Origin of the sequence: Leptothoe sp. ISB3NOV94-8A, assembly GCF_043421595.1 — a bacterium.
In the GTDB taxonomy this organism is placed as follows: domain Bacteria; phylum Cyanobacteriota; class Cyanobacteriia; order Phormidesmidales; family Phormidesmidaceae; genus Leptothoe; species Leptothoe turfae.
Genome location: NZ_JAXSQW010000001.1, coordinates 1,246,252 through 1,260,757, shown reverse-complemented (window position 1 = coordinate 1,260,757; position 14,506 = coordinate 1,246,252). Strand labels below are relative to the sequence as shown.

Below are 14,506 nucleotides of genomic sequence, written 5' to 3'. Positions count from 1 at the left end.
ATCCCTTATTCGTGACTATAATGTCTGTGAAGCTGCCCTAACCTATATCAAAGGGATATACAGCAAACCCTGTAAACATTAAGCAACCAAAATCAAGCAACCAAATTTGGGTTTTCTAAGGGACATCTACCACTACAGTGCCCAACAGTGCCCACGTCCTTAGAAAGGTCCGCCATGACACCTCAAATTTGAGGATTCTATCGAGCAAATCCCAACGGTTAGTCGGTTTCATAGACTGGTTCCTACTCTAAATCAGCAACAGCAAAATTTATCTGTGGAGACGTCTATTTTCTCTACTGATATGCATTAAGAACACCAGGATCTAGTAGATAGCCTGGCAATTTTGTCTACAAAAATCCTACTCTTCTGCAACGCAAGCCTGTTCACAATCATCTAGGACTTAGCCATTGTATGTTTTTTTATATACTTGTCGCCATCTTGTCAGGGCTTGAGACCTCAGCCTATCCCCACATCAGTCACCCTACAGAAATTGTCAGTTCCGTCACAATCGCTGACAATAGCACCGCCAGATCATCCACCACTATTGACATCACTAACCTTCCTCCGGAAGTTTTTGAAGCCAATCCAGGGCTTGATAATGCTGTTGCTAATGACGGTCGAGATGACTCCACAACAATTCAGGCAGCCATTAACTGGCTTACGGCAGAAAGTAGAGCCGATACCACGGCCACACTTTACATTCCTGAAGGTGTTTTTGACCTGGCCAAAACCCTTAACGTCAACAGGGCCAATATCGTATTTAAGGGGGCCGGTCGTGGACGCACAGTTTTACAAAATAGAAGCTCATTTAAGGTGGGTACCCAAGGACTACCCGATGGCGAAACAGTTTTTGATTCCATTGATCAAAATGCCTATTTGTTTAGTCTCAAGAAAACCGCTAATAATGTCTCCTTTACAAATATGACCTTAACCGGGCCAGAGATTCATGGTGCAATTTTTAGTGGGCGTAATCAAGGCCTGGTGCTCAAGAACCTGGAGTTCAAGGACTTTTTGTGGAGTTCCGTTAGACTGTTTCAGGTGAAGAATGCAACCATTCATGACAATATATTTATTGATGCGGGTGGCCAAGGGCATGGGGACAGTGGCATCACCAGCGGCTCGATTTTTGCAACGTATCTCAAAGACTCCGAAATTTACAACAATGACATTTCTAAAAGTGGCCAGCGCAACATCAATGTATATGGCATCAAAGGCCGACAGTTTAGAAATGTAAGAATCTCCAACAACAGCATCAAAACAGACTTTTCCATTGAGCTGCCATTTGAAAACGATCGTTTTGTTGAAATTGATCACAATTATCTCAGTGGCACCATTTCAATCCCAAAGTTTGGCGGGGGCAACATCCCTGAGGATGGCTTCACATTTCACATTCACCATAACTACTTCACTAGCTCCTATTCCTTAGAATGGGCTCGCAATGGTGCTGAGATCAACAATAATGTTTTTGTTTTTGACACTGGCAAAGATCATGGCAATTTAATTTCAAACTTTGGTGAAGAACCCGCCAACGGTCCCACAAAATTCCATAACAATCTGATTGTGAACCCGGGTAGGGGGGTGGTTTGGCATAAAGGCATCTATAACAACTTTTCGTTTTACAATAACGAGGTGATCGCCAATCAAACTGAAACCCCCAGAAAAGCGGGCTTATTTGGTTTCCATAAAAAGACAGACTTCAGCACCATTGAGATTAAAGACAACCTCATTCGGGTCAACGGCATCTCGCGTCCGCTCATGCGTAACCAAGACAGTTATCGTGCTGTCATTGAGAACAATAAACTGATCAATATTGCCGATGTGAATGATTTTAATAACCCTGAGACAGGGTCACCCCAAGGTCTGCTCGAACCCTTGAACTTCAGGGTAGGCGTCAATGGGGAGTTCACAGTGAATGGAACGGAGTTGAGTGCTACCCACAGTGAGACAACCACGGCCATGTCTCAGGACGACCCTGGGATGCCAGGATCCCCCAGAGGGAGGCAATGGTCCCCCAGGCAGTTCGTTGCATCGTGGCTGAAGTGGGTGGGTGCCATGGTCACAGGCTAGGTCACGCTTTGCGGCCTAGCCATCCACTACATTTAACCGGATGTTTGCCGTTAGGGTGCTCTGACCCAAATAGCCGGACTGTAGTCTGCCGGTGATGGGAGCGGCCTGGGTCGGTTCCACTGCGGCTGCTAGGGCAATATGACCATCGGCAACGGCCAAACCCAGGGTCGGGTCAAAGCCCCGCCAGCCACCGCCGGGTATGTACACCTCAGGCCAAGCGTGTAACTCATGGGTCGTTTGGTCAGCATCGCCCCGTTGATAACCGCTGACAAATCTTGCCGCCAGCCCCACCGCTCGACAGGCAGCCATAAAGAGCACGGCAAAATCGCGGCAAGACCCTCGCTGTTTGGCCAGCACCACACCCGCTGGCCAGGGTGGGCCATGGTGGCGGGTTTCATAGGTACAGGTTTGGTAAATGGTTTGGGTAAGACCGGTCAAAAATAGGCCCACATTGCCGTCCACCTGATGCAGCTGTTGTTGAGCCCAGTCAATCACAGCTGGGCTATGGGTACAGGGGGATGTCAGATAAGGGGCAACTAGACGCTGCACAGACTGGGGATAATCTAGGGGAGCCGTCATTGCCCAGTCTGGAGAAAGATAGTCAAAGGGATTAGACCGCAGGGTTTCTACATCACATTGACTGGTGATGGTCAAGGTGGCGATAGGGGTATCGACAAACTGTACCTGGCGACAAACATTGCCCTCTAAATCAAGCCAGTCAGTAGATTTGTCAGGTGTAGGGGCAACCTTACAGGTGAATTGATGCAGACGTTGACTACCGTCTACCCGTGGTTGCAGCCGCAATAGATGCAGTCCTAGCTGTACAGGTTCAACATAGTGATATTGAGTTTGATGGACAATGCGATAGCGCACAGCGGGTTTTAGGGTGAGCGTTGGTTAAGGGCTAATGGGTTTTTAACCAGGGTTATCAACACACCATTGTAGGGGCCTTACATATAACGTCCCTACAATGGTCTATCCCCATTAAGCCAAGACCGAGACCCCAAAAAAATTTTCGGTAATGGCACTACCCACATGGTTCAGGTCATCCTGGAGATGATCCAAAAATTCGTGGAGCCCGGTTTGGAAAATCTCATCTAGGGTGATGTATTCGAGGTGCGATCGCAACTTGCCCAAACGCCGCTCACTACTGAGCCGCCAGGTACCTATGGGTGAGCCTGAGATTTTATTCAAAGACTGCTCAGCCTGTAAAATGCAACAGCGAATAGACCGGGGAAATTCGGGATGCAGCACCAAAAAGTCCACAACGCCTCTGGGATTAATGAGATGCTGACACTTGCGGTACATCTCGTAGGCACTGGCGGAGCGCAATAGGGCAATCCACTGGAGGTTATCTAAAGAGCTACCCACCGCCGCTATCGATGGCAGCAGAATAAAATACTTCACATCTAAGATCCGGGCTGTTTTATCCGCTCGTTCTAAAAAGCGCCCCAATCGGCCAAAGTGCCAGCCCTCATTGTGGGACATGGTGGCATCCATCACCCCAGCAAAGAGGTGACTGGCAAGTTTCACCTCAGGGTAAAACGCATAGAGTTCAGCCACTTCATCGGACTTAGCCGCAGCTTCCACCATCAGGTAAAACTCATTTAGCTGTTCCCACATTTCCGATGAAATAATCTCTCGCACCGAACGGGCATTCTCCCTGGCCGATTTCACGCAGGCACGAATGGAATTAGGATAGTCCGCATCAAAGGTGAGAAACCTCAGCACATTTTCAGCCGTCGCTGCACCATAGCGCTCTTTAAAGATCTCCTGATCGCCCGTGGTTACCACCAGTGGCTCCCACTGTTGTAGCGTACCCATGGGGGTATCAAGCAACAGATTCAAGTTAACATCCACAAAACGGGACACATTTTCCGCCCGTTCCACATAGCGGTTAATCCAATAGATGGAATCAGCAACGCGACTTAGCATAGTTGTTTTTAAGAAAAGTGTAGGGTGGGCACAACCCACCAAAAGGGGAAAAAATAGACCTACTTAATTCGCCGCTGCCACCACCCACGTATCCTTACTCCCTCCCCCCTGGGATGAATTCACCACCAGCGACCCTTTCTTCAAAGCCACCCGCGTTAACCCCCCTGGATTCACATAGATATCTTCTCCGTTCAAAATAAACGGGCGCAAATCCACATGGCAGCCTTGAAACTGACTGTTAACCAAAGCCGGTACCCGGGAGAGGCAAAGGGTGGGCTGGGCAATATACCCCCGAGGATTCGCCTTAATCTGGTCAGCAAAGGCATCACGCTCTGGATCGGTGGCATGGGGGCCCACTAACATGCCGTAACCTCCCGAGGCATTGGTGGCTTTGACCACCAGCTGATCCAGATGGTGGAGTACATAGTCCTGCTGCTGGGAATTTTCGCAGAGATAAGTAGGAACATTGGGGATGATCTGCGCCTCATCGAGGTAATAACGCACCATGGCGGGCACGTAACTGTAGATCATCTTGTCATCGGCAACACCGGTACCTGGAGCATTGGCGATCGCAACCCGCCCCTGACGATACACGTCCATGAGCCCTGGCACCCCCAAGAGAGAATCAGGATGGAAGGTCAGAGGATCTAAGAATTCATCATCAATGCGGCGGTAAATCACATCTACCCGCTGCAACCCTTTAGTGGTCTTCATTTGCAAATAGCCGTCTGCCACAACTAAATCTCGACCTTCCACCAGTTCAATGCCCATCTGTTGAGCCAAAAATGAATGCTCAAAATAAGCAGAATTATAGATACCGGGAGACAACAGAACCACTCGCGGCTCGGGCATTCCGTCGGGTGCCAGGTGCAATAGGGAGGCGAGTAGCTGACTGGGATAATCGTCCACTGGGTTAATATTGAGGGCCTCAAACAGGGCTGGAAATGCCCCTTTCATCACCCGTCGATTTTCTAAAACGTAGGAGACGCCAGAGGGACAGCGGAGATTATCTTCAAGGACATACCAGTTACCGTTGCGATCGCGAACTAAATCAGTCCCAGTGATGTGACACCAGATCCCTTTCGGCGGCTTTAAACCCAAGCAAGGCTTCAAAAAACCCGTGGCAGACTCAATCACCTCCCTGGGAATAACACCGTCCTTGATAATATTTTGACCATTATAAATGTCGTCCAAGAAACAATTTAACGCTTTAATACGCTGTTTTAAGCCTGTTTCCAGCCACTGCCACTCATTGCGAGGCACTACGCGAGGCACTACATCAAATGGAAAAATTCGCTCTGTTCCTTGATTATCGTTATAAACGTTAAACGTTACGCCCAGCTTAAACAACATATTCTGAGCCATCTGTTGGCGCAGCATCAGCTCATCAATGGAAATGTCACTGATACGCTTCACCAATAGTGCCGCCTCGGGTCGAGGCACCCCTCGTCTGACAAATAGCTCGTCGTAAAAATCTCCGGGATCGTAGGAATTAAACACAATCAGCATTCTCAAAGCGCATATTCCACTGATTAGCGGCTATCGGTATCGCAAATTGTAAAAGTCCATACATCTGGCAAAAATTTAATACCAGGTTAAGCCATTAATGGGTAAAACAGCGTTCAGTTATCACCATTACGTTTTTCCATGAAGAACAATAACGCTCAAAACTTTGAACACTATTGTGATATTGCTATGGTAATCATCGAGAGAGTGCCACAGGCATCCAAGCTCAACCCCCAGAGAGCATTTGAGAACAGAGGCAAACAGCCTGCCACAAACACCTCCTGGAAATTGAAAGAATCCAGGCTGACAGAGGATGTAGCATACGAGACTATCCTTTTATACACATTCTGTAAAAACAGTTGTTCAATCCCCGTTTAAACAGAAAGGCTGTGGCTATAAAAGACCTGGAAAAATCTCCTTCAGCTTAAGGCGTGACCACAACTAGAGCAAAAATTATCCCCAGGGGCAACTTTGGCACCACACTGGCTACAAAACTGTCGAGTAGCCGCAGGTTGAGGCGCTTGATTAGCCGCATTCATCTTTAATTCCATATTCCCCATATGCATTTCCATCGGGGTCATCGTCATTTGCATCGTCCCCATGGTCATCGGTGGCATCGGCGGCATAGATGAGGTGGGCATAGCAACCGTTTGTCGCATCGACAACTGCTGTGCACCGACCATAGATACCTCACTACCTGCCAGGGTAATGCTATTACCCTGGATATACACACAGGTTTCACCCTGGGCAGTCAACAACTTAACGATAGCCCCAGCGGTATTTTGATATCCCTCTGGCGGTGCAATCCAAGGCCCCGTAGTCATGCTGCTACTAGCCTGTTGCTGTTGTCCTGGCATTCCCATAGTCGTGGTGACAGTCGTTTGATCTCCCTGATTATCTAAATAAACATGGTGACCAGGGTTGAGTTCACATACGTAGGCCATGATGATCTGATTAGGTAGGGCTATCATTAAATGATGCCTTCCCAGCCGGGAACATGAATAAACATCAGAAAATCTTAATCCTGAGCTATACTCAGCCGTTGACCGCTATTAAATTATGAAAGACTTACGAAAGTTGCGCACTAAAGTACAAACGATATAGCTCACAGCTAGGTATTACCTGGTTACCCTGTAGCTGTATGAGTCCCATACTATCTAACTCATAGGCCAACATCGGATCAACCTTGGTACTCTGCTCCGCAGTCATGACGTCTTTGAGAGCAGCGATTAACTCAGGACGCAACTGCAAAGCCACTAAGTAACCACGCAAATGATCTTGGTAAATGCTGGCCAGGGTCGGTGCATCGCGTAACAATTGCCTTACAGTAACAGCGCCCTGACAAAGGTTATAAAACGCCAGCTGCACGAGATAGGGGTGGCCACCTGTCATCGCTAACAATGAGGAAAGCCAAGTTATATCGGCATTACCTTCCGAGTCATGTAGTTTATAGCGACCTGCCAACTGCTGCATCTGATTCAAGCTAAAATAGGGCAACTTGATTGGCAAGCCGACGTTGCATAAAGATTGGCTGATATCGAGAAAACTGTGAAACTCTGAGCAATAAGTTACCACTAGTCGGAGATTTTGCATTGAAACAATGCGCTTCGCCCGTTCGTGCCATGATCTCAAGACTGAGAAAAAACAACGAGCCATGTCAATATGCTGCAAGAGCAGATCTGCATCATCCACAAATAATACCAGCGGTTTTTTAAGCTGCCTAAGGATATATTGCTCAATATACAGGGTAGAACTTAAACGAGCACCCATTTCTACATCCCAATAATCATCAAGTTTAGGCTCTAGATCCAGCTGATAGCTGATGTTGGCACAGAACCAACGTAGAAATTTAGTCTGGTCCTCTTTGAGACGACCATCAATCTCTTGACAGTCCAAGTAAACAGTCCGATAGTTTTGAACGGCTGCATGCGATAGCATTCTGAGCAGCAATGAACTTTTACCCATTCTCCTAGGAGCTTTAATGCGCACCATTCCTCCTGGCTCACTTATCTCTTGACAAGCCATGTCTTCAATCGTTGGATGACTAATATATAGCGCTGAACCAACGGGAATAGAACCAGCAGGAAACTTACTTTTGAAGCATAACTCTGTTAAATAGACTTGCCTGCCAAGGAGAGATTGACTGTCCTCAAGAAACTGTTTTTGGTGAGGGGCTAAGGATTGTGGTTCAAGGATCGGACGCAGTGTAACTTTACTAATGGGAGTTTCAAAGGTATCCGACAACAAATGCCATAGCTCAAACGCCACTTTTTTTAGATAAGCCGCATCGTAATGCAATTCCTCTGCCATACTGGCATAGGTTTCTCCTTCCCAAGACTGGCGTAAAATCAGTTCCTGCACGGGAAGCAACTGCTTTTGCCCTGTTGCATTAAGCACATGAACTATCTCATCAGGGGTCATAGGGCTCCTAGAGATATGGGTAAGCCATAGGGCATATACGCACTATCATATATCGCTTATGGGGATAACTTTTGTGTACTAAATTAATTTTATTAGAGTTTTTCAAGAAAGTAACCTTTTGGGTGTTGACAAGAATCAGACTTAGTGAATGCATGCCCCTCAGGCACCCTGACGTGCCTGAGGGTAGAATAAGATTTCAGATTTTATTAAAAAATGTCACAAACCGCACTGAGCCATCATCATAGTTGTTGGTTTTTGTATTGAATCTTATTTTTAAAAAAAAATACGTTTGCGCTATCTAATGGAATAAGTAACCCTTCAAGAGGAATACAAGTAACTTTTGTCAGATGGAAAAATCTCTTAGTTTATATACACTGAGTTGAGACAAGAGTACGGTGACAGTGCGATTGCTGAGCAATTACTATACACAATCAGTCAATGTGAGAGCTCTCTCGCAGTTGAGTAAGTACGATGTGCTCATGATTTCATTCAGTCTCTGTAGTTCGTCAACCGAAAAGCGATGGGAGCATCAATATGTCTAAGGAATATTGAAGTGAAAATCAAAGAAGAGCCTGCATATTAATCTCCTAAGACTTTCCATGGGAAGAGAGTAATTCGCTTGATCTCATTTAATCTAACCCTTTGAATATCTTAGGCAGTTGTTAAAAACCCAGTTATTGGGCAATAGTGCTTATGATTTTAAGCAATTAGGCGTATTGTGCTCTACCACCAACAATACGGACATACTAAAAAAGCCTTCCCTCAGACGGGGGAAGGCTTTTTGCGAAGATTGCAATACATACTACATGCTTCGATAAAGCATCAGCTTAATTATTTATTTAAATTTAATAACAACTTAAATTCAATATTGTTTTTTGTTAGCGTCTCATATATATACTGTTGCTGTGGTGAGTGAGATTATTGCGCATATTATGGCAATAACCCACATTTTCTTATAAAAAACTTCAATTTAACCTAAAACGGTAATAATAAAAAATGATTTTTCCCTGTCAGCTTCACCATAGTCGGAAAGGATTTTTCTTTCTAGAAAGTACCTTACAATATTTATCTACGTACGTTCATTCAATTTTCAATTCATTTCCTAATACACAGATGTTTGTTCCATACAGCTGTGGTCCAAGGGTAATCGGTAGCTAACCTAAAGCTGCTTAGTCCCGCAACTAGATTTCTGTTGCAGGAAATCTAAGAATTTTAGTTCTAAAACTTCCTGGTTTTTACCTGCACACGTTTGGATTTGGGTGATGAACTACTCCTCAGTACCTTTTAATATTGCTGCATTAATTAATGTAGCTTCTGCTATTCCGACTGCTTTTAATCAAGCCTTCCAAATTTGTACATACAAGATAGGCGATGAATTCTTTGCCTATGGGGAAGGTCCTCAAGGTTCTCCGTTATCCCATGAAGAGGGTGCAGGGCTTTATATCATCTGTGATGGTCGTGCTCGTATTGTTAGTGATGCAGAGGTGATGGGTGGCACCCCTGTGCAATCTCTAAAGCGCGGTGATACATTTGGGGTGGAGCCAATATTAAACGATCACAAGCTCACATATCGGGTCGTAGCCGCTGAAAATGTTGAAATTGCTTGGATGTCGTTAACCACTTTCCAACGTTGGATTAACCAGCTACCAGATTTAAAGACATATCTACTTTCCCAAGCCCAACACCGCGAAAAGCTAATCTTCTTCAAGACGATGACCTCTTTCCAAGGGCTCAGTAGTTATGAGCTAGATCCGTTTGTCGGTGCCTGTCAACAGCAACAGGTCCCCTGTCAACAGCGATTAGTTGAATTAGGCGATGACTCTCATTTTTGGTTGAGATCAGGCCATATTCAATCATCTCGCCATGGACATAATCCATTGTTGCCGGGAGATAGTTGGGGGTATCCCCAACCGATTCCGACTGATTGGGTTGCCCGAGAAGCGTTGTCAATCTATAGCCTCCCCAAAAAACAATGGGCTCGATTCCCGTTTTTACACCCCGTAGAATCTACGTTATCCAATGGATTCAAAACAAATACGGTAGAAACACCATCATTTAAGAACAGGATATCTCTTGAAAATGTGTTGAATTCCACATCCACATTAAATTCAGTTACGCCTCCTGCCCATAGAATGGGCTTGCCTGAGAACATTTCTGAGCAAGGTCTAGTGGAGTTTCCTCAACCCCGTTATCGAGGACGCCACCCCTGGCAAGGTTTTCCTTTTATTGAGCAGCAAAGTACAGCAGATTGTGGTGTGGCTTGCCTGGCTATGGTAGCCCAGTACTGGGGTAAACAGATCAGTCTTAATGTTCTACGAGAACTGGCAGGGACTAGTCGAGAAGGGACGTCCTTAAAAGGGCTAGTCAGAGCTGCTGAGAAAGTAGGCTTTGAGACTAGGCCAGTTCGGGCGAGTTTAGATCGTCTGCATGAAAAACAACACCCATTTGTAGCCCATTGGCAAGGAGACCACTATGTTGTGGTCTATCGAATTCAGTCTAAACGTATTTTAATCGCAGACCCAGCCAAAGGTCGTAAATGGATACAGCAGAAAGAGTTTTTAGAAGGATGGACTGGCTATGCTCTGCTCCTGGACCCCACTGACCGGCTACAAGCGTTGACTGCTGAGGGTCAGCAATCGATGGGTAATCTGATCAGATTACTATGGCCCTACCGCACTCTCATTAGCCAAATCATTCTCACTTCATTGCTAATTCAGATTGTTGGTTTGGTAACTCCCCTGTTTACTCAGGTGATTCTGGACCGCGTGGTAGTACAGCGTAGTATCGTTACACTCAATGTGTTTGCTATGGGTCTATTGCTCTTTGGTCTCTGGCAAATTGGGTTAACGGCTGTACGTCAATACCTCCTAGATTACTTTTCAAATCGTTTAGATCTTTCATTAATCAGTGGTTTTGTACAGCACACATTAAAACTACCCTTAAAGTTTTTTGATTTTCGCCATGTGGGGGACATCACAACACGAGTTGAAGAAGGACAGAAGATTCAGCTGTTTCTCACACGGCAGCTAGTTATTGTTTGGCTAGATGTCGTGATGATGGTTGTCTATATTGCCTTAATGGCCTATTACAACTGGCATTTAACGTTATTGGTTTTAGCATTTATTCCATGCATTGCCCTACTAGCTATTGGAGCGACACCATTATTGCGACGGGTATCACGCAAGATCTTTAATGCTGATGCTAAGGAAAATTCGACTTTAGTAGAAATGATGGCAGGTATTGGCACCATTAAAGCTGTCTCTGTGGAACAAGAAGCTCGCTGGCGTTGGGAAAATGACTTAATTCAGCTACTCAATGCTCGATTCCATGGTCAAAAACTGGCCAATGCATTGCAAGCATCGAGTGGCGTTATTCACTCATTAGGGAGTACGGCTTTAATCTGGTACGGTGCCTATCTGGTGATCCAGGATCAGCTAACCATTGGGCAGTTTTTTGCCTTTAACATGCTGATTGGCAGTGTCATCGGCCCCGTACTGGCTCTCGTAGGGCTCTGGGACGAATTCCAAGAGGTGACAATTTCCATAGAACGGCTCAATGATATTTTTTCTGCTAAACCTGAAGAAGCCACCCAACGTTCTATGTTGGAATTGCCATCTATTCAAGGTCACATTAAGTTCGACAATGTAACGTTTCGCTATGCAGAGGATGACGAGCGTAACATTCTACAGAATATTTCTTTTGATGTCCCTGTTGGAGAAACCGTTGCCATTGTAGGACGTAGCGGCTCAGGTAAATCAACACTCATTAGCCTACTACAGGGGCTGTATCATGCGAGTAGTGGTCGTATTCTGGTTGATGGCCATGAAATTCGTCATATTGCTCCCCATTCATTGCGATCGCAACTCGGGGTTGTCCCTCAAGAATGCTTCCTATTTTCTGGGACTATTCTAGACAACATCACCCTACATCGCCCCAACTATACCATTGACGATGTTGTTGAAGTCGCTAAGCTTGCCGAAGCCCACAGCTTTATTCAAGCATTACCCTTGGGATATAACACCAAGGTAGGAGAAAGAGGGGCCACACTTTCTGGAGGGCAGCGACAGCGCATAGCCATTGCACGAGCTTTGCTAGGACAGCCACGTGTCTTGATTTTAGATGAAGCAACCAGCTCACTAGATACCGAATCCGAGCGACGTTTTCAACACAACCTAGCCCAGCTAAGTCGTAACCGCACCACCTTTATCATCGCTCACCGACTATCGACCGTACGCCAGGTCGATCGCATTCTTGTTCTAGATCAAGGAATCCTTGTGGAACAGGGCAGCCATGACCAGCTGATTGCGGAACGGGGCTTGTACTACTATCTAGCCCAGCAACAGCTAATGCTCTGAGTCGCCAGCCCAGTAATGAGCATCAGTTACTAAGCGTTATTCTTTCTTTTTTATCAAGAGACGGGTCGCTATGGTCACGACCCTATGCAAAGCCCCCTTTTTTGGAGTGCAGACCCATGACACACGTATCTAGCATTACCAACACTGCGCCCACATCCACATCATCGCCTGATTCAGCCATCACAGCCTGGTCACCCGCGGTGCAATCCACCCTGGACCGCCCACCATCGCAGCTGCCCTACCGTCTGCTGACAGGCGGTATTACCTTTTGCATTGCATTTGGCATTTGGGCCTATGTGGGAAAAATTGAGGAAGTGAGTTCTGCCCGCGGACAGTTGATCCCCCAGGGAGAAGTCTATAAAGTGATGCCTGTTAAACAGGGTAAAGTGTTAGACATTTTAGTCAAAGAAGGTGAGCCAGTGCAGGCTGGCCAAGCCATACTGAAGCTAGATGATCAGCTTGACCGCAATGAAATCGAACGACTGGAACAAGCCCTAGAAGCTGCCCAAGACAAACTTAGCCAAACCCAAGCCTTGGTGGCAAAAACCCGTTTAGAGATTCAAACCCGACAAGCAGGTGTCCAGGCCAATAGCCTGACCTATACAGTAGCTATTGAGCAGGCTAAATCCAAAGCCACGACGACACAAGCACTAACAACACAAATTCAGACAGAAATTACGGCCCATCAAGAGCGTATTCAGCGGCTGCATTCTCTACAAGAGCATGGAGCAATCTCCCAGGAATATTTCTTTAATGCTGAGCAATCTCTTCTATCACGACAGCAAGCCATGACCCAATACGAGGGTGATTTGCAAGGACAGCTGTCAGAAGTCAAACGTTTAAAGGCAGAACAAAAACACCAACAGGCAGACGGTAAACGTCATGTATTAGAAGTTCAGCAGCGCCTGCAACAGCTAGAAGTAGAAACAACTCAGCTGAGAGCTAACATTCTTGAAATCAAAACTCAACTGCGAGGAGCCTACGCTAAATTAGGCCATAGAACTCTGGAAGCACCGGTGGATGGTGTCGTTCTTAACGTCAAAATTGCGAACCCTGATGAGGTTGTAGATGCAGGCCAACCGATCGCAGAAATCGCGCCAAAGGAGGCTCCATTGATATTATTTGCTAAGCTAGCTAATCGAGATGCTGGCTTTGTACAAGCTGGCATGACTGCGCGGATCAAGTTTGATGCCTATCCTTTTCAAGACTATGGCGTAGTCGATGGAACCGTGGTGACCGTTGCCCCTGATGCCGTCAAGGATGAGAAATTAGGAGAGGTCTATGAAGTTGAGATAGCTCTCTTGAGCCATTATATGGAAACTGAAAAAGGACCTAAAAACTTCAAGCCTGGGCAAACGGCCACCGTTGATATTAGTCTGCGTCGACGTCGAGTCATCAACATTTTGATCGATCCTTTCAAACAGTTAAAAAAGGGTGGAATCAATTTATAGGCTCTAGATTGTAGATGTAATAAAGATTTTCATCAAGGCATTTTAGACGCTTGACAGCTCCTTAAGCTCACTAATGTGAGCATGTCCGTGAAACAAATACTCAGTTCACAATAGAGATTCAATCATTTAACAACAGATAGAGGATATCAAAAATGGATAAACAGTCAGATGATGTCATGACAGCCATTTTAGATGGTAAATACTCATGGGCCTGTGTATTATGGCTACGGGGCAAGGGATATAATCCTAAAGAATACATTCCCTGTCGTACCTACAATCGCTTACTCAAACAGCAGCAAATTGCCTGCAAACAGAACAATAATTCAGCAGGTAGCCAACATCAAAACTCTACCCATGGGACAGGCTCACACATCACAGACCTATCTTATTTAAAGGACAGTCATCAGAACGACCGGTCTGTCCGAGGTGGGTTTAGAAGCGTTTGTTCACGGTTCAAACTGAATTCTTCCAAACCACTATCTCTCCATTAGAATTCATTGATAAGGGGCTAATAGGCAACACTTACTCCAAAATAATTGAGCGTATAAACAGGCAACGATTAATCTGGTTGATTTTCATCAAAAATAGGTCAAACCCTTTATTCAAAAGCTTTTTGAAAGCTCAGCTGAATAAAGGGTTTATTGCTTTTTGTAACAATTGTTACCGTTGGCCAAAATGGCCTGACATCTACCTAAAACCAAGCTATTCTCAAGAAAACTTAGAATTCACGGCCCCATGATTAAATGGATGATCGGTCATCACCATTAACCA

9 protein-coding genes are annotated in these 14,506 nt (G+C 45.7%); 4 read left to right on the top strand and 5 right to left on the bottom strand.

What is annotated here, in order from left to right:
* The first annotated feature begins 411 nt into the window (after positions 1–411).
* Positions 412–2,067 carry a right-handed parallel beta-helix repeat-containing protein gene (locus tag SPB21_RS05510; RefSeq protein ID WP_163664468.1) on the top strand — a complete coding sequence of 552 codons (1,656 nt, stop codon included), beginning with the start codon at positions 412–414 and terminating at the stop codon, positions 2,065–2,067.
* Positions 2,068–2,082: 15 nt separating this feature from the next.
* Here the strand turns inward: SPB21_RS05510 and SPB21_RS05505 are convergent, their stop codons facing one another.
* The 5 genes from SPB21_RS05505 to SPB21_RS05485 all read right to left on the bottom strand — a co-directional run bounded on the left by SPB21_RS05505 (position 2,083) and on the right by SPB21_RS05485 (position 7,929).
* On the bottom strand, positions 2,083–2,940 hold the full coding sequence (locus SPB21_RS05505; RefSeq protein ID WP_499865867.1) for a transglutaminase family protein: 858 nt from the start codon (positions 2,938–2,940) through the stop codon (positions 2,083–2,085).
* 111 nt (positions 2,941–3,051) lie between these two features.
* Positions 3,052–4,002 carry an alpha-E domain-containing protein gene (locus tag SPB21_RS05500; RefSeq protein WP_163664472.1) on the bottom strand — a complete coding sequence of 317 codons (951 nt, stop codon included), beginning with the start codon at positions 4,000–4,002 and terminating at the stop codon, positions 3,052–3,054.
* A gap of 63 nt (positions 4,003–4,065) precedes the next feature.
* Entirely contained in the window at positions 4,066–5,511 is a 1,446-nt protein-coding gene (locus SPB21_RS05495; RefSeq protein ID WP_250564940.1) for a circularly permuted type 2 ATP-grasp protein, read from the bottom strand.
* 416 nt (positions 5,512–5,927) lie between these two features.
* Positions 5,928–6,452 (bottom strand): zinc ribbon domain-containing protein, encoded by a 525-nt coding sequence (locus SPB21_RS05490; RefSeq protein ID WP_499865865.1) that lies wholly within the window; start codon positions 6,450–6,452, stop codon positions 5,928–5,930.
* Positions 6,453–6,576: 124 nt separating this feature from the next.
* Positions 6,577–7,929 (bottom strand): AAA-like domain-containing protein, encoded by a 1,353-nt coding sequence (locus SPB21_RS05485; protein ID WP_163664476.1) that lies wholly within the window; start codon positions 7,927–7,929, stop codon positions 6,577–6,579.
* 1,262 nt (positions 7,930–9,191) lie between these two features.
* Here SPB21_RS05485 and SPB21_RS05480 point away from each other — a divergent pair.
* From SPB21_RS05480 to SPB21_RS05470, 3 genes are all read left to right on the top strand, one after another.
* Positions 9,192–12,284, top strand: a complete 3,093-nt coding sequence (locus SPB21_RS05480; protein WP_499865863.1) for a peptidase domain-containing ABC transporter — start codon at positions 9,192–9,194, stop codon at positions 12,282–12,284.
* Between the two features lie 116 nt (positions 12,285–12,400).
* Positions 12,401–13,735 (top strand): HlyD family type I secretion periplasmic adaptor subunit, encoded by a 1,335-nt coding sequence (locus tag SPB21_RS05475; protein WP_499865861.1) that lies wholly within the window; start codon positions 12,401–12,403, stop codon positions 13,733–13,735.
* A 152-nt stretch (positions 13,736–13,887) separates the two neighbouring features.
* Positions 13,888–14,226, top strand: a complete 339-nt coding sequence (locus SPB21_RS05470; protein ID WP_163664482.1) for a HetP family heterocyst commitment protein — start codon at positions 13,888–13,890, stop codon at positions 14,224–14,226.
* Positions 14,227–14,506 lie beyond the last annotated feature (280 nt).